The sequence below is a fragment of the Flavobacterium ginsengiterrae genome, from assembly GCF_039539785.1.
GTDB lineage: Bacteria > Bacteroidota > Bacteroidia > Flavobacteriales > Flavobacteriaceae > Flavobacterium > Flavobacterium ginsengiterrae.
In genome coordinates this window covers 134,972-152,204 of the sequence record NZ_BAABDU010000009.1, presented here as the reverse complement: position 1 = coordinate 152,204, position 17,233 = coordinate 134,972, and the positions used below count along the sequence as shown (strand labels likewise).

The window sequence follows — 17,233 nt, the reverse complement described above, 5'->3', positions numbered from 1 at the left end:
AACCCGAAAATTACTATTTAGAAGCAAGGTATTGTAATACGTTTTTTTCAATACGTTGATCAATATTGTCAATATCTGCTTTTACGAATTTTTCTCCTAAAATATTCTCATACAATTCAATATATCTTTCAGAAACTGATTCTATGTAAGCATCATTCATATCCGGAATCTGCTGTCCTTCCTGACCTTGAAAACCGTTTTCGATTAACCAGCGGCGAACAAATTCTTTAGATAATTGTTTTTGCTCCTCTCCTTTTCCCTGTCTTTCGGCATAACCCTCAGCATAAAAATAACGAGAAGAATCCGGAGTATGAATTTCATCAATTAAAACAATTTTACCGTCTTTCGTTTTTCCAAACTCGTATTTTGTATCTACTAAAATTAAACCGCGTCCAGCTGCAATTTCAGTTCCTCTTTGAAATAATGCTCTTGTATATTTTTCCAGAACCAAATAATCTTCTTCTGAAACAATTCCTTTTGAAAGAATATCTTCGCGTGAAATATCTTCGTCATGAGAACCATTATCAGCTTTTGTAGTTGGCGTAATAATAGGTTCAGGGAATTTATCATTTTCTTTTAAACCTTCGGCCATTGTAACACCGCAGATTTGTTTTCTTCCTGCTGCATATTCGCGTGCTGCATGTCCTGAAAGATAACCGCGAATAACCATTTCTACTTTAAAAGGCTCGCATAAATGACCAACAGCAACGTTAGGATCTGGAGTTGCAATTAACCAGTTTGGAACAATATCCTGAGTTAATTCCATGAATTTTGTCGCAATTTGATTCAAAATCTGACCTTTGTACGGAATTCCTTTTGGTAAAACCACATCAAATGCCGAAAGTCTGTCAGTTGCCACCATTACCAAAAGTTCGTCATTAATATTGTAAACTTCTCTAACTTTTCCGCGGTAAACTGATTTCTGATTCGGGAAATTAAAATTTGTGGTTGTGATTGTATTGCTCATTATCTTTAGTTGTGTTGTTTTTTATGAATGCAAATTTAAAATTATTTCAGAGAGTTTCACCATCAAAAGAAAGAGATAAATTGAAATATTTTTTGTTTGAGCTTTTTTAAATAAAAAATCCCTGAACATTTGTTCAGGGATTTTGATATTTATCTTGATTTAATTAACCTGCAGCTAATTCTTTATCTAATATTTTCGATGCTATATATCTTGCCACGCCATCCTCTGCATTTGTTTTAATAACTTCTAAATCAGGAAGTGTTTCTTTTAATCCTGAAGGCGCATTACCCATAATAAGACCTTTTCCTGACGAAGATAACATTTGAACATCGTTAAAACCATCGCCAAAAGAAACTGCTTCTGCCAGAGTAAATCCTTCTCTTTCAAGAACTGTTTCAATTGCAACCGCTTTATCAATCGATTTGTCCATAAATTCAAGACAAGTCGGAAGACTAAAAGCATGATGCAGATGTTCTGATGAATTTTCTAAAATAGCATCTTTTAATTTCACTAATTTTTCATGATCCTGACATGAAAAGAAAATCTTGATAGCGCCAAAATCTTCTAGCTTTTTATAATCAACTAATTCGGGACGATATTTTAATTCTTCCTGAAAAGAATTCAGTTTTTCGTTCCATTTATTAGTTTGCCATGTGTTTTCTTTAAATAAAACTACTGTAATTTCCGGATCTATTTCAACATTTAAAGCAGCTTTAACTACATCACTGTCTAAGTTAAAAGCAAATAATTCTTCTTTTTCCGGCGAATGAACTCTGGCTCCGTTTGAACTTACCAGATAAACAGGAATTTCAAGTTTTTCTATAATTGCCATTGCATCAAGATGATGACGTCCTGTAGCTACAACGATAAGATAACCTTGATTGTGAAGTTCCTGAAAAATGGATTTTGTATAATCTGAAATTCTATGTTCGGGGTTGAGTAAAGTGCCGTCTAAATCACTTACTACAACTTTTATATTCTTAAGTTTTGTCATATTAATAATCAAATATTTATAAATGCAAATTTAAGATTTTAAGCTCGCAAGACCAAAACCTTTAATCGTCAAAAACCCAAAATGCTGTAAGTTTATTATTTATTTAACTATTTAGTCAAACAAATCATTTCATTTGCTTTTGGTTTTTATAATACCTGTTTTGTATAAATTTATGGCTTTGTTGATTACATTATTGATTTGTTCAACTGGCAGATCTTCATTTTCATCAAACAACATAATTTTCATTCTCGAACGAGTTTCCTGAAGCAAAAAAGATTCTTCGAAATGTTTTCCTTCAACAATACCAATATAAGGCTGTTTGTATTTTTTATGAATCCATAAATAGCAGAACATTTTTCCTTTGTAGCAAAAAAACGGCATCCCATACTTTAGTTCATGGGTAATTTCTTTATCCTGACGCAGAATAATTTCCTTTAAAGCAATGAAAACTTCTCTAAAAGGGAGTTCTGAATTTTCGTAAAAAAGATCTACTTCTCTCATCTAAAAATAATCTTTACTTTTTTATCAAAAAAAATATTCGTTTTGCATTTTCCAATAAGTAAAATACAAAACGAATATTATTAAATGCTAAAATACAATTTACGATTTACATCTAACATTTGGCTAAAAATTATTAATCGTGATTTTCAATCTGTTTATAAGCATCGATTACCTTTTTCACTAACCTGTGTCGAACAATATCTTTATCGTCCAGATAAATGATTCCAATTCCTTCAATATCTTTTAATACCAAAAGAGCTTCTTTAAGACCAGAAATAGTACGACGTGGTAAATCGACCTGTCCAGGATCTCCGGTAATCATGAATTTTGCATTTTTCCCCATACGGGTTAAAAACATTTTCATTTGCGAATGTGTGGTATTTTGGGCTTCATCCAGAATTACAAAGGCATTGTCCAGTGTACGTCCGCGCATAAAAGCCAAAGGTGCAATCTGAATAATTCCTTTTAAAATATAATCTTCCAGTTTTTCATTAGGAATCATATCTCGAAGTGCATCATAAAGCGGCTGCATGTAAGGGTCTAGTTTTTCTTTCATATCACCCGGAAGAAAACCAAGATTTTCGCCGGCTTCAACCGCAGGACGCGTTAATATGATTCTTTTTACTTCCTTATCCTTAAGCATTTTAACAGCCATTGCAACACCCGTGTAGGTTTTTCCCGTTCCGGCGGGACCTACTGCAAAAACCATATCATTTTTTTTGATGGTATCGACCAGCAGCTGCTGATTTGGCGTCATGGCTTTTACAATTTTACCGCCAACCCCGTGAACTAATATTTTGTCATGATCGTATGCTTTTCTTTCATCCTGACCATCACTCATAATTACACGTTCAATTACATTATCGTCAATGTTATTATATCGGGTAAAGTGAAGCATAAGCCTCTGAAATCTCTTTTCGAATTCATCTAAAACTTCTTTTTCGCCAAAGGCTTTTAAAGTTGTCCCTCGCGCTACGATTTTAAGCTTTGGGTAGTACTTTTTTATTATTTCAAGATGAGAATCCTGTGCGCCCCAAAATTCTTTTGGTGCGATGTCTACTAGCTCGATAATTCTTTCGTTCAAATGAGTAATTTTAAATTAAAAATAAATTTGTTTTTAAATCTATTGCTGTCGGGTTCTTTGAGTCGCGGTTATTCGGTCTCAGTATGCAGTTTTTATTATTATCAAAAAAGTACTTAAATTTTTCTATAAAATCAAGTTTTTTTTAAAAGACTGAAAACTGGAACTGCTAACTGTGACTACTATATACGTTTACTATAATTTTATCGCAATTTGTATTTTCTTTCTTTCAATTTGCATTTACTATTACTAGCTTTGCATTTCTCAAATTTAATAAAAATTCGAGTTAAATACTATCAATAGTTATAAACAAAATGATGTCAATAATTACCCTTACTACTGATTACGGCTTAAAAGACCACTTTGTGGGCTCGCTGAAGGGTAAAATCATTTCTGAACTTTCGGATGCACGAATTATTGATATTTCGCATGATATAGATCCATTTAATACTGCCGAAGCAAGTTACGTTATTGGCGCATCGTATTTAAGTTTTCCAAAAGGCACCGTACACTTGATTGGTGTTGATATTGAACGCAACAAAGAAAACCAGCATATTGCCATGCAGTGGAACGATCATTATTTTATTTGTGCCGATAATGGAATTCTAAGCATGCTTACGCAGAAGATTGTGCCGCAAAAAATTGTAGAAATCAATATTCATGATCGTTTTCCTATCGAATTTACTGATCTCGATATTTTTATACAAGTGGCGTGTCATCTTGCAAAAGGCGGACTATTGAATGTAATTGGTAAAGAAATCAACACAATTAAAGAAGTTACAGAACTTCAGGCTGTAGTTGCCGCCGACGGAAATTCGTTGAAAGGCTATGTTATTTACATTGACCATTTTGGGAACGTGGTAACGAATATTTCAAAACAGCAATTTTTGGAAGTAGCTAAAGGCCGTCCGTATGAAATTGTAATGAAACCAAAAAGCATCAAAACCATTCTGCCAAATTATTCGGCTATTGCTACTTCAGATAAATACCCGATTAAAACTTATGAAGGCGAGAAACTGGCTATTTTTAATGAAGCCGGTTTTCTTGAAATTGCCATTTTTAGAAGCAATCCTTCTAAAGTTGGCTCTGCAAATAGTTTACTTGGACTGAATTATCGTGATGTAATTACGATTAAATTTTCGTAATCAATTTTAGATTTTCCGTGGGGTTTGTCATTTCTAGGAACGAGAAATCTTCACAAATAACTCTATAAAGCTTAGCATTTTTTCATTCGCAGCTTCTTACAAAGATTCCTTCTACATCGTAATGGCAATATTGTAGAAAAACTATATTCAGAATATTTTATTTTTTATAAAAAAGAACAATCAATTTTGGTATTTTTGCGCACCTGAAAATACTTTTAGATATTAACAATTCTAAAATCAACAATCTAAAATATAAAATAAAAAATGTTTGTCCGAATTGTAAAAATGAGTTTTCACGAAGAAAAGATTCCTGATTTTCTGGAGAATTTTGAATCTGTAAAAGAGAAAATACGAAATGCAGAAGGAAATCGTTTTTTAGAATTGTATCAGGATAAAAATAACAAATGTATTTTCTTTACTTACAGTTACTGGGAAACTGAAGAAGATCTGGAAAATTACAAAAAATCTGATCTATTTAATACTGTCTGGGATTTTACAAAAAAGTTATTTAATGCTAAACCAGAAGCTTGGAGTGTAGATAAATTAGTTTCTTTAGTTTAAAGTTTCAAGTTAATTTAACAACCTAAAATTTTACCGCAAAGAACGCAAAGATTATATTAAAAAAGGGTTTGACAAAAACACAAAGTTCACAAAGAAAAAGCAACTTGAAACGTGAAACCTGACCCGAGGCTGAAAGCCGAACGGGCGAAGCAAACAATAAAAACAAAAATAACAAATGAAATCAATCATTTTTAGAGAAATAAAATCCTTTTTTGGTTCGCCAATCGGCTATTTTGTCATTGCGATATTCTTAATCATTAACGGACTTTTTTTATGGGTATTTAAAGGAGATTACAATATATTAGATACTGGTTATGCCGATTTGACTCCGTTTTTTACATTAGCACCGTGGATTCTAATTTTCTTGATTCCGGCTGTAACCATGAGAAGTTTTTCTGATGAAAGAAAACAAGGAACTCTTGAATTGCTTTTAACAAAACCATTATCGGTTTGGGAGATTGTAAACGGAAAATTCTTCGGGGCACTTTTATTAATCATTCTGGCAATAATTCCAACTTTTATTTATGTAGAAGTAATTTCTGGTTTGGGTTCTCCGGAAGGAAACATTGACATGGGAAGTACAATTGGTTCTTATTTCGGTTTATTGTTTTTAATTGCATCATATTCAGCAATTGGAATCTTCACTTCTACCCTTTCAGAAAATCAAATCGTTGCTTTTATTATTGCCGTTTTTCTATGCTTTATTTTTTATTTTGGTTTTGAAGGATTAGCTTCTTTAATTCCGGGACAGTCAAATATCATTTCGGCATTTGGAATGCAGGATCATTTTAAAAGTATGAGCCGAGGCGTTATTGACACTCGCGATGTGATTTACTTTTTAAGTATCAGCGTTTTATTTTTATCTTTTACCGTTTATCAATTAAAATCTTTTAAAGCGTAATGAAAGCATCTAATAAATTAAATTTAAAGACATTAGGCATTACAATTTTTATTTTAATTGTTTTAAATGTTCTGGGAAGTTTGTTTTTTCACCGTTTCGATTTAACGAAAGACAAACGTTACACCTTATCTCCAACTTCATTAAAAATCGTAAAACAGATTAAAAATCCGTTATCGATTAAAATCTATATGCAGGGAGAACTTCCCGCAGATTTCAGACGTTTGCAGCAGGAAACAAAACAACTTTTAGAAGAGTTTCAGGCTTATAATAACAATATTGTTTTTGAATTCGTAAATCCAATGGAAAACGAAGACGAAAGCATGGAAATGATAAAATCGCTTTACCAAAAAGGTCTTACGCCTGTAAATATTACGGTCGACGACAAAGGAAAACAATCTCAGGCAATGGTTTTTCCTTGGGCAATTGCAGTATATAACAATAAAGAAGTTAATATTCCATTATTGAAAAACATAATGGGAGCTTCAACATCTCAAAAAGTCATAGGATCGATTCAGCATTTAGAATACTCAATTGCTGACGCTATTAATAAAGTTACTAAAGACAGACAAAAGAAAGTTGCCATTATAAAAGGTAACGGCGAATTATCTGAAATCCATATTGGAAAGCTGTTACGACAAATAAAAGAGAGCTATTATATTGGTCCTTTTACATTGGATTCTGTTGCTAAAGATCCAAACGGAACTTTAGATGCTCTTAAAAAGTATGATTTAGCGATAATCTCTAAACCAACTGAAAATTTCTCTGATGAAGAAAAACAAGTTCTGGATCAGTTTATTATGAATGGTGGTAAAATGTTATGGCTGATCGATCAGGTAGCTGCAGATATGGATAGTTTATACAATGATGCAGGCGCAACTTTAGCATATCCGAGAGAATTAAATTTAAACGATATGTTCTTTAAATACGGATTTAGAATTAATCCTGATTTAGTAAAAGACGAACAAGGAAGTCCAATAAAACTGGCAACCGGAGAACAAGGAAGTGCAACTCAATATCAGGATTTTATCTGGAAATTTGCGCCTCAGGTTTACCCAACAAGCCAGCATCCTATTGTAAAAAATCTTGGAGGCATTAAATTTGATTTTGCAAGTCCGATTGATACTTTGAAAAACGGAATTAAAAAAACTGTTTTACTGCAGTCTTCACAATATTCAAAACAAATTGGAACGCCAACAGAAATTAATCTGAATATGGTAACCGAGGAAACATCTCCAAAAGATTATTTAAACAAAGGAAATTTAGTTCTTTCGGTTTTATTAGAAGGAAGTTTTCATTCTGTTTTTGAGAATCGTATTCTGCCATTTAAAGAAAGTTCTTTCCTGCCAAAAGGAAAACCAACCAAAATGATTGTGGTTGCTGATGGAGATATCGCCAGAAACCAATTAGACAAAAACATGATGCCGGTTGAACTGGGATATGATCAAAGAACCGGAAACCTGTACGATAATAAAGATTTCATGATGAACTGTGTTAATTATCTGCTTGACGATACAGGACTTATTAACATTAGAAGTAAAGATGTAGAACTGCCTTTATTAGATAAAGAAAAAGTTTACGAAAAATATACCCTGACACAATTCATAACTATCGGGCTTCCAATCCTTATTTTATTGGTTTTTGGCTTAGTATTTACCTTTATAAGAAAAAGAAAGTACAGTAAGTAATGTTAATAAAAAAATTGCGAAACTTAGAATGTTTACGATATATTTGTAATCCATATCTTTAGAGCCTAAATTCTAAAGAGTTCTCCAAAAAATAAAACAAAAGACGATGAAATTTATAGTATCGAGTTCGTACTTATTAAAACAATTACAAGTTTTAGGCAGTGTTATTAATAGTAATAATACACTTCCTATTTTAGATAACTTTTTATTTGAACTAGACAATAATGAGTTGACAGTTTCGGCTTCAGACCTTGAAACCACTATGTCGGCAACATTATCAATCGATTCTACAAGTAAAGGAAGTGTTGCAGTACCAGCAAAACTTTTACTTGAAATTTTAAAGACATTTCCAGAACAACCTTTAACTTTTACAGTTGAAGACAACAATACAGTTGAAATCAGCTCTAACTCAGGTAAATATGCATTAGCATACGCTGCAGGAGAAGAATTTCCTAAATCTGTAAATCTGGAAGATCCGTCTGTAACTTTAGTTCCTGCTGATGTTTTGGCAACTGCTGTAAGTAAAACGATTTTTGCTGCCGGAAACGATGATTTACGTCCGGTAATGTCTGGGGTTTTCTTCCAGTTTTCTCCAGAAGGCTTAACTTTTGTTGCTACAGATGCTCACAAATTAGTAAAGTATGCACGTGCCGATGTAAAAGCATCTCAGGTAGCTGATTTTATTATGCCAAAGAAACCTTTAAATATTTTAAAAAGTATTTTAGGAAGCTCTGACGCTGAAGTTAAAATTGAATACAACGATTCAAATGCGACTTTCTCATTTGACAATTATATCTTAATGTGTCGTTTAATCGACGGAAAATATCCTAACTACGAAGCGGTAATTCCAAAAGAAAATCCAAATAAGTTAATGATCGATCGTTCTTTATTTTTAAGTTCTGTTCGTCGTGTTGCGATTTTCTCAAACAAAACTACACACCAGATTCGTTTGAAAATCGCTGGTGCAGAATTAAACGTTTCTGCAGAAGATATCGATTACTCAAACAAAGCAGAAGAGAGATTAACTTGTGATTATCAAGGAGATGATCTTCAAATTGGTTTCAATTCACGTTTCTTAATTGAAATGCTTACAAACCTTCAGTCAGACATGATTATGTTAGAAATGTCATTGCCTAACCGTGCTGGTATTTTAACTCCTGTTGATGGTTTAGAAGAAGGAGAAACAGTAACAATGTTGGTAATGCCTGTAATGTTAAATAGTTAACATCAAATCTTCTTTTTGTTACAGGGATTTTTTTTAATTTAAAATTAAAGACATATCATTGTAAAAAAAATATATCGCTATTAACCAACCATTTTTTATACCTAGAAACCGCAATTCTTTTTTAAGAGTTGCGGTTTTTTAGTTTTTGTAAATTTTGTTTCAGGTTTTAAGTTTCAGGCTGAAACAAGATTAAACTCTTTTTGTGTGTTTAACCGCAAAGCACGCAAGTTTTTTTCGCAAAGTTCACAAGGATAAACTTTGCGTTCCTTGCGTAATTCTTAGCGGACTCTGCGGTTAAACCTGAAACCTGAAGCCTAAAACTTGAAACTAAAAGCCTATCTTTGTAAAATGAAAATAGAAATTTGGTCGGACATAATGTGTCCGTTTTGTTATATCGGAAAAAGACAATTGGAAACGGCTTTAAAACAGTTTCCTGAAAATGAATTTGAAATAGAATGGAAAAGTTTCCAGCTCGATCCATCTATTACGCCACAACCCGGAAAAGACGTTTATACGTATTTAGCCGAAAGAAAAGGCATGACGGTTGAACAATCTAAAGAAATGCATAAAGGTGTCACAGAACGCGCAAAAAGTGTTGGTTTAGATTATAACTTCGATAAAGCTGTTATTTCAAATTCACTCGAGGCTCACAGAATTATTCAGCTTGCTAAAACAAAAAAATTAGGCGATGAAATCGAAGAGATTTTTTTTAAAGCCTATTTTACTGAAGGAAGAGATTTAAACGACGGACCTACTTTAATTGAACTGGCTGAAAAAGCAGGATTAAATAAAGAAGATGTTCTGAAAGTATTACAAAGCGATAATCTTTTTATTAAAGAAGTTGAAAGTGATATTAATGAAGCTCAGGAAATTGGCGTGCAGGGCGTTCCGTTTTTTGTTTTTGACAGAAAGTATGCGGTTTCTGGTGCTCAGCCCGTTGAAGCTTTTGTACAGACTATAAAAGAAGGTTTAAAGTAATATTTAAATATATTTTAAAATAAAAACGGATGAGTAATGAACTCATCCGTTTTTATTTTAATCACAAAGAAAACTGACCGCCCCTAATAAGGCTGCAATTTCATTATCGTTTGAAATAGAAACCTCTATTTCTAAATTTGATTCTTTTATTTTTTTATTAAATGAAGATAAAAACAAATCACTTGCGTTGGCAATTTTTCCGCCAATAATAATATGATCTGCAGAAAAGTTTTTTATCCATGGAATAACCACTTCTGCTAAATCTTCTCCCATTTTTTCAAATACTTTAGCAGCTTGTTCATTTCCACTTTTTGCCAGATTGTAAAGCTCTAAACCATTTTTGAGATCTACATTTGATACAGATTTATAATGCGACAAAAGTCCTCTAACTGAAACATAATCTTCTGCCATACCCTCTTTATAAGGCAGATTGTATATTTCGCCGTCGGCAGGAACTGAATTTCCTGAATTAATAGAAATTCCATTATCTATAAAACAAGCTCCTAATCCGGTTCCTAAAGTAACTGCCATTACTTTTTTAGATAAATTTTCCTGATTTTTAAACACTTCGCCTTTTCCAAAGCAAACAGCATCATTTTCAAAAAGAACAGGAAAATCTTTTGAGAAATTAAGACTTTCTAAAAGCAGTTCTCTAACATTTAATCCATAAAAATATTCATATTTAGATTGGTCTTTTATCCAGCTTATTCCTTTTTCATAATCAAAAGGTCCGGGCATACAAACGGCAATTCCTGTTATATTTTCAGTTTTTGAATTAGTAATTGCAGTCGTAATAACGTTTTTCCAGATATCCATTACTTCATTTACCGGCAGATTAGAATTGAAAGATTCCTTATATAATGACGAATCAATTATTTTCATTTCTCGTGTATTGATAACCGCCGCCGTAATATGTGTGCCCCCTATATCCAGCCCAATAGCGTATGGTGTATTCATTTTTACTTGTTTAGCTTATTTAGTACTAGATATTTTTGTCTTTTAAAATCTGCGGATAATGAATGCTGGTGTGTACAATCATTTCTCCAAAAAGTGTGTTCGCCCATGCAAACCATTTACGGGTAAATTTATTTACATCGTCTTTATGAAATGATTCGTGCATAAATCCTGTATCGGCATTTGTTTTTATTAAATTACTTATACAGTTTTTTATTTCTTTTTCGTCGACACTTGTAATAGCTCTTAATACAATACTCATAGGCCAGATTGTATCGACTCCGGTATGCGGACCTCCAATTCCTTCTCCTGCTTTTCCTTTGTAGAAAAATGGATTATTATCAGACAATACTACTTTTCTTGTATTAAGATATAATGGATCATTTGGTTTAATTGCGCCTAAATAAGGTAATGATAATAAAGATGGTACGTTTGCATCATCCATCATGTGGAAACTTCCGTATCCGTTTACTTCAAAAGCAATAATTTTTCCGAATTTAGGATGGTTGATAATTCCGTGTTCGTTTAAACCTTTTTGAACCTGATCTCTTAATTCTGTGGCTTTTGCAACTAAATCAGTATCTTTTAAAGCCGGAAGAGAGAAAATTTCAATTAAATAACCTAATATTTCAATGGCGAACATATTACTCGGAATCAAATAACCAAACAAAGTAGAATCATCGCTTGGTCTGAAAGTCGAAACAATTAAGCCGCAAGGTTTTACAGGATAACCATAACCGCCTAACGGAACTCCGTCTGTCGCCCAAGCTGTTTGACGCTGAAAACTATATGGACCGCCTTTTCCGTCTAATCGTTGCTGTTCTTTAAAAGTCTGCAGGATTAAAAGCATTGCTTCTTTCCATTTGGCATCAAACAAACTGATATCTCCTGTTTCTTTCCAATATCCGTGCGCTAATCGAACCGGATAACACAAACTGTCTATTTCCCATTTTCTTTCATGAATTCCGGGCTGCATTTTCGTTAAATCATTTTTCCATTCGCTTTCTTTGGTAAAATCTTTATAAAAAGCATTGGCATACGGATCAAGCAGAATACATTTAGCCTGACGGTTAATTACTCCTTTTACCAATTCTGCCAGTTTTGGATCTTCTTTTACAAATGGAATATAAGGCCAGATCTGCGCTGTACTATCGCGAAGCCACATGGCATCGATATCTCCTGTAATGACATATGTATCTGGTTTTCCGTCGATAATTTCAAAATCTACCGTAGTATCTAATGTATTTGGAAAACAATTTTCGAATATCCATGCTAATTCAGGATTAGCAATTTGTTTTTTAACGCGTACAATAGCAGCTTCAATGGCTTTACTTGTAAATTTTCTTTCGGCAACAGGAGGTCTTTTAGAAATAAAATCTTTTAAAGGAAACTGAAAAGTATCTGAATTAAATCCGAAAGCTTCTGTTTGAAGTGCTAATAATCCTGCCGAAAAAATACCTGCGTTTTTTATAAATTTTCTACGTGACTGCATATTTTTTTATTTTGAATTTGAATAAGAATATGGAAATGCATCTTTTGCTGTGCCTCTTTTTAGATTTGGAGAACTTGTCATATCAAAATTTAGTTCGCCTCCTTCTAATACATCAAAATGATTAATGTAGTTTTTTGTATAAACAGAATTATTCCATTTTAATTTATCTACATATCTGTTTACATCAGAATTATCAGAAGCATTAATAATAAGCTGTTTTCCGTTTTCTAACTTCAAAGTTATTTTCTTAAATAATGGCGCTCCCAAAACATATTCGTCTGTTGCAGGACAAACCGGATAGAATCCCATTGCTGAGAAAATATACCATGCAGAAGTCTGTCCGTTATCTTCATCGCCGCAATAACCGTCAGGTGTTGGTTTGTATAAACGATTCATAACTTCTCTTGACCAATATTGCGTTTTCCAAGGTTCGCCTGCATAATTGTACAGATAAATCATGTGCTGAATAGGCTGGTTTCCATGTGCATACTGTCCCATGTTCATAATCTGCATTTCGCGTATTTCATGAATTACAGATCCGTAATAACTATCATCAAAAACCGGAGGCGTTGTAAATACTTCATCTAATTTTGCGGTAAATTTTTTCTCTCCGCCCATTAAATCAATTAAACCTTGTATATCGTGAAATACGCTCCAGCTGTAATGCCAGCTGTTTCCTTCGGTAAAAGCATCTCCCCATTTAAACGGATTAAAATTGACTGGAAAACTACCGTCTTTGTTACGTCCGCTCATTAACCCTATAGATGGATTATAAAGCTTTTTATAATTCAGCATTCGTTTTTCATACAAACTAATTTCTTTTTTCGGACGATTTAATGCTTTTGCCAGTTTCCAAATTGCAAAATCATCATATGCATATTCTAAAGTTCGTGCTGCATTTTCATTGATTTTTACATCATAAGGAACGTAACCTAACGTGTTATAATATTGAACTCCTTTTCTTCCTACGGCTTCCAGCGGACCTTCGTTGTTGGCGCCATGCAGTAAAGCTTCGTATAATGTATTAATATCATAACCGCGTAATCCTTTCATATAAGCATCTGAAACTACAGAGGCTGAATTATTCCCAACCATTACGTTTCTAAAACCAGGGCTTGACCATTCCGGCAAAAATCCGCCTTCTTTATAATCATTGATTAAACCTTCCTGCATTTCTTTATTTATGGAAGGATAAACTAAATTTAGCAATGGATACAGGGCTCGAAATGTGTCCCAAAACCCCGTTCCTGCGTACATATATCCGGGAAGAACTTTTCCGTTATACGGACTGTAATGTACAATACCGCCGTCTTTATTGATTTCATATTGTTTTTGAGGAAAACAAACTGTTCGGTAAAGACATGAATAAAAAGTTTTTAACTGATCAATATTAGTATCTTCTACAGCGATTCTGCCTAAAACTTTGTTCCATTCGTTTTTAGACTGTGTTACATTTTCTTCAAAAGAAACTGTGCCTAATTCTTTTAAATTTAATTCAGCCTGTTCCGCACTAATAAATGAAGAAGCAACTCTTACATTTATTTTTTCTCCTTTTTGGGTTTTAAATCCAACTACTGCTCCGGCATGATGAGCCGTTAATTCTAATTTATCTTTTTCTAAAGTTTTATCGTTCCATACAGAATTGGTTAAAAATGGCTTATCAAACACTAAGACAAAGTAGTTCTTAAAATTTTCAGGAACTCCACCACTGTTACGCGTCGTGTAACCAATAATTTTATTTTCTGATGGAATTATTTTGATATATGAACCTTTGTCAAATGCATCGATTACAATATATGATTCATCATTTTTTGGAAATGTGATTTGAAAATGCGCTGCTCTTTCAGTTGTTGTAATTTCGGTTGTTACATCATAATCGGCAAGATATACGCTATAATAATATGGTTTTGAAACTTCGGCTTTATGACTAAACCAACTTGAGCGTGCATCTTCGGCGAAAGCCAATTTACCAGTTACAGGCATAATCGAAAACTGACCGTAATCATTCATCCATGGCGACGGCTGATGTGTCTGTTTAAATCCTCTAATTTTTTCGGCTGTGTAGGTATAAGCCCATCCATCGCCCATTTTACCGGTTTGAGGCGTCCAGAAATTCATTCCCCAAGGTCTGCAGACAGCAGGATAGGTATTTCCGTTAGACAAATTATGCAAAGACTGTGTACCCATTAACGGATTTACATATTCAACAGGATCTAATGTTTTTACCTGTGCATTTAAGTAAAAACAAGACTGCAATATTCCTAAAAAAATTAAACTCTTTATTTTCATATCATGTGTTTTATCCTGCAAGGTTTTGAAAACCTTGTAGGTTTTTATTTTTACAAAATTTGATCTTTAAGCTATCGTAAAATTTCATCCTAAAATTATACCTACAAGATTTTCAAAACCTTGCAGGAGCATTGCTGAAAAATCTAAAATCAGAAATTTAAATTATTGAGGCCTATCCTCCTTTTTAACTCCCCAAGTCATTGATGGTTTACTTCCCATGTACAATTTCAACTCACCGCCTTTTACAATCATTTCGTGCGTTATGTACGATTTTGTATAAGGTTTTCCGTTGTATTCTGCTTTTTGAATATAAATATTCTCTGCGCTGTTGTTTAAAGCGTTTATCGTAAATGAAATATCTTTTTTGTGATGTATAACGGCCTGATTTACTAATGGACTTCCTAAAACGTAAATTCCGTTTGCAGGATTAACCGAATAGAATCCCATTGATGATAAAATATACCAAGCCGACATTTGCCCTAAATCTTCATTACCGCATAAACCGTCTGGTTTTGCTGAATAAAATTTGTCATCAATCTCGCGGATTAATTTTGCTGTTTTCCATGGCTGTCCTGCAAAAGCATACAAATACGGAATATGATGATTTGGTTCGTTTCCTTGTGCATATTGTCCAATTAAACCGCTTATGTCCGGAGAAACATCTTCTCCTTCTACTTTATCAGTTATTAAAAATAATGAATCAAGTTTTGCTAAAAATTTATCTTCGCTTCCAAATAAATCAATTAAACCGTAAGGATCCTGAGGTACCAGCCAGGTGTACTGCCACGCATTTCCTTCTACATAATCGTCTTTTCTGTGTGCAGATGAAAGCGGATTAAATGGTGTTCTCCAATTTCCGTTACTTAATTTACCACGCATAAAAGTGGTTTCCTTATCAAAATATTCTTTGTATAAATTGGCTCTTTTGGTAAAATAATTATAATCGTCTGTTTTGTTTAAAGATTTTGCCATGAGAGCAATACAATAATCATCGATGGCATATTCTAAAGCATTTCCAACAGATTCTAATAATTTATCGGCTGGAATGTATTCTAGTTTTTGAACATAATCCATTCCTTCTCGCGTTTGCATTGCTGTTTTTTTGATGGCTTCGTATGCCAAGTTAACATCATAATCACGATACCCTTTTAAATAAGCATCGACAATTACGGCTATAGAATGATTTCCGTTCATGGTGTTAGTTTCATTGCCCATTAAATGCCAAACCGGTAATCTTCCCTGCTGCTGATAAATGGCTAAAAATGATTTTACGATATCGTTAATTTTATCTGGTTGTGTAATCGTATATAAAGGATGTAACGCTCTATAGGTATCCCAAAGTGAAAAAGTGGTATAATTTGTAAAATTGGCTTTTTCATATACTTTTTTGTCTGTTCCTCTGTAATCGCCATTGACATCATTAAAAATAGAAGGCGCAAACATGGTATGATACAATGAAGTATAAAAAACCTTTGTTGTTTTTTCGTCTGCTTTTATTTGAATTTTACTAAGTTCTTTATTCCATCTTGAAGCAGCATCTTTTGTCGTTTTATCAAAATCCCAATGCGGAATTTCGGCATTTAAGTTCTTCTCGGCATTTTCAGAACTTACTGGAGAAATTCCCACTTTTACTAAAACCTGTTTATTTTTTAAGGTTTTAAAACCAAAAACAGCTTTCATTTTTAAGCCTTCCGCTTCTATGCCTTTTACCGGAGCAATGCTGTCATATAAAGCAATATTGGCTATTGGCTCAGAAAATTCCATTGTGAAATAAATACGTTGATCTGCTGCCCAGCCTGCTGAATATCGATAACCGCTAATTTTAGTATCGCTGACTTTTTTAATCGAAGTTTTTACTGGTCTGTCCCAGCCAATTCCGTCTGCAAGATCCAGCAAAACATAAGCATCGTTTGCATCATTAAAAGTATATTTATGAAAACCAACTCTTTCACTTGCTGTTAACTCTGCTTTGATGTTATATTTATCTAAAAAAACGCTGTAATACCCAGGTTTAACGGTTTCTTTTTCATGCGAAAAATAAGAACCGTAACCATTGGTCATATCTTCTTTCGTTCCTTTTGTAAGTGCTGGTTTTCCTGATGTTGGCAATAACAAAATATCGTTTAAATCTCCAATTCCTGTACCGCTTAAATGAGTGTGTGTAAACCCTAAAATAGTATTACTGGCATAGTTGTAACCGCTGCACCAATCCCAGCCTTCAAAAACATTTACCGGACCAAGTTGTACGGCTCCAAAAGGAACATTAGCTCCTACAAATACGTGACCGTGACCCGCCGAACCAATAATTGGATCAACATATTTCGTATAGTCTGCATTGGTTTGTTTTGCTTTTTTTTGCTGAGAAATAACAGGATTAGCAAAAAACAAGTTTAAAGCTAAAAGACCGCCAAGGGCAATTCTATTGTATTTTTTTACCATTTTATTTTATTTAAAATTGTA

General features: G+C 33.4%; 14 protein-coding genes. 6 read left to right on the top strand and 8 right to left on the bottom strand.

Going from position 1 to position 17,233, the window contains the following annotated elements:
• Positions 1-13 precede the first annotated feature (13 nt).
• From ABD859_RS22060 to ABD859_RS22045, 4 genes are all read right to left on the bottom strand, one after another.
• Positions 14-967 carry a phosphoribosylaminoimidazolesuccinocarboxamide synthase gene (locus tag ABD859_RS22060; RefSeq protein ID WP_345146900.1) on the bottom strand — a complete coding sequence of 318 codons (954 nt, stop codon included), beginning with the start codon at positions 965-967 and terminating at the stop codon, positions 14-16.
• A gap of 163 nt (positions 968-1,130) precedes the next feature.
• A complete protein-coding gene (locus tag ABD859_RS22055; RefSeq protein WP_345146899.1) occupies positions 1,131-1,961 on the bottom strand; it encodes a Cof-type HAD-IIB family hydrolase in 831 nt (276 codons plus the stop codon).
• Between the two features lie 129 nt (positions 1,962-2,090).
• On the bottom strand, positions 2,091-2,462 hold the full coding sequence (locus ABD859_RS22050) for a DUF1801 domain-containing protein (protein WP_345146898.1): 372 nt from the start codon (positions 2,460-2,462) through the stop codon (positions 2,091-2,093).
• A 133-nt stretch (positions 2,463-2,595) separates the two neighbouring features.
• Positions 2,596-3,546, bottom strand: a complete 951-nt coding sequence (locus ABD859_RS22045; RefSeq protein WP_345146897.1) for a PhoH family protein — start codon at positions 3,544-3,546, stop codon at positions 2,596-2,598.
• Positions 3,547-3,860: 314 nt separating this feature from the next.
• Here ABD859_RS22045 and ABD859_RS22040 point away from each other — a divergent pair, with 314 nt between their 5' ends.
• The 6 genes from ABD859_RS22040 (at position 3,861) to ABD859_RS22015 (ending at position 10,038) form a co-directional block, all read left to right on the top strand.
• On the top strand, positions 3,861-4,688 hold the full coding sequence (locus ABD859_RS22040) for an SAM hydrolase/SAM-dependent halogenase family protein (RefSeq protein WP_345146915.1): 828 nt from the start codon (positions 3,861-3,863) through the stop codon (positions 4,686-4,688).
• 264 nt (positions 4,689-4,952) lie between these two features.
• The gene (locus ABD859_RS22035; protein ID WP_345146896.1) at positions 4,953-5,249 is read left to right on the top strand and encodes a putative quinol monooxygenase; all 297 of its coding nucleotides are present in this window, start codon (positions 4,953-4,955) and stop codon (positions 5,247-5,249) included.
• 175 nt (positions 5,250-5,424) lie between these two features.
• Positions 5,425-6,150 (top strand): gliding motility-associated ABC transporter permease subunit GldF, encoded by a 726-nt coding sequence (gene gldF, locus ABD859_RS22030; protein ID WP_345146895.1) that lies wholly within the window; start codon positions 5,425-5,427, stop codon positions 6,148-6,150.
• A complete protein-coding gene (gene gldG / locus ABD859_RS22025; protein WP_345146894.1) occupies positions 6,150-7,835 on the top strand; it encodes a gliding motility-associated ABC transporter substrate-binding protein GldG in 1,686 nt (561 codons plus the stop codon). The genes gldF and gldG overlap by 1 nt, the downstream gene beginning before the upstream one ends.
• A 106-nt stretch (positions 7,836-7,941) precedes the next feature.
• Positions 7,942-9,060, top strand: coding sequence for a DNA polymerase III subunit beta (gene dnaN / locus ABD859_RS22020; protein ID WP_345146893.1), 1,119 nt, complete (start codon positions 7,942-7,944; stop codon positions 9,058-9,060).
• A gap of 348 nt (positions 9,061-9,408) precedes the next feature.
• Positions 9,409-10,038, top strand: coding sequence for a DsbA family oxidoreductase (locus ABD859_RS22015; RefSeq protein ID WP_345146892.1), 630 nt, complete (start codon positions 9,409-9,411; stop codon positions 10,036-10,038).
• 57 nt (positions 10,039-10,095) lie between these two features.
• Here ABD859_RS22015 and ABD859_RS22010 read toward each other — a convergent pair whose 3' ends face one another.
• The 4 genes from ABD859_RS22010 to ABD859_RS21995 form a co-directional block, all read right to left on the bottom strand.
• Positions 10,096-10,995: an ROK family protein gene (locus tag ABD859_RS22010; RefSeq protein ID WP_345146891.1), complete on the bottom strand. Its 900-nt coding sequence runs from the start codon at positions 10,993-10,995 to the stop codon at positions 10,096-10,098.
• Between the two features lie 25 nt (positions 10,996-11,020).
• Positions 11,021-12,484, bottom strand: coding sequence for a glycoside hydrolase family 125 protein (locus ABD859_RS22005; protein ID WP_345146890.1), 1,464 nt, complete (start codon positions 12,482-12,484; stop codon positions 11,021-11,023).
• Between the two features lie 6 nt (positions 12,485-12,490).
• Positions 12,491-14,794, bottom strand: a complete 2,304-nt coding sequence (locus ABD859_RS22000; protein WP_345146889.1) for a GH92 family glycosyl hydrolase — start codon at positions 14,792-14,794, stop codon at positions 12,491-12,493.
• A gap of 141 nt (positions 14,795-14,935) precedes the next feature.
• Entirely contained in the window at positions 14,936-17,212 is a 2,277-nt protein-coding gene (locus ABD859_RS21995) for a GH92 family glycosyl hydrolase (protein ID WP_345146888.1), read from the bottom strand.
• Positions 17,213-17,233: the final 21 nt, after the last annotated feature.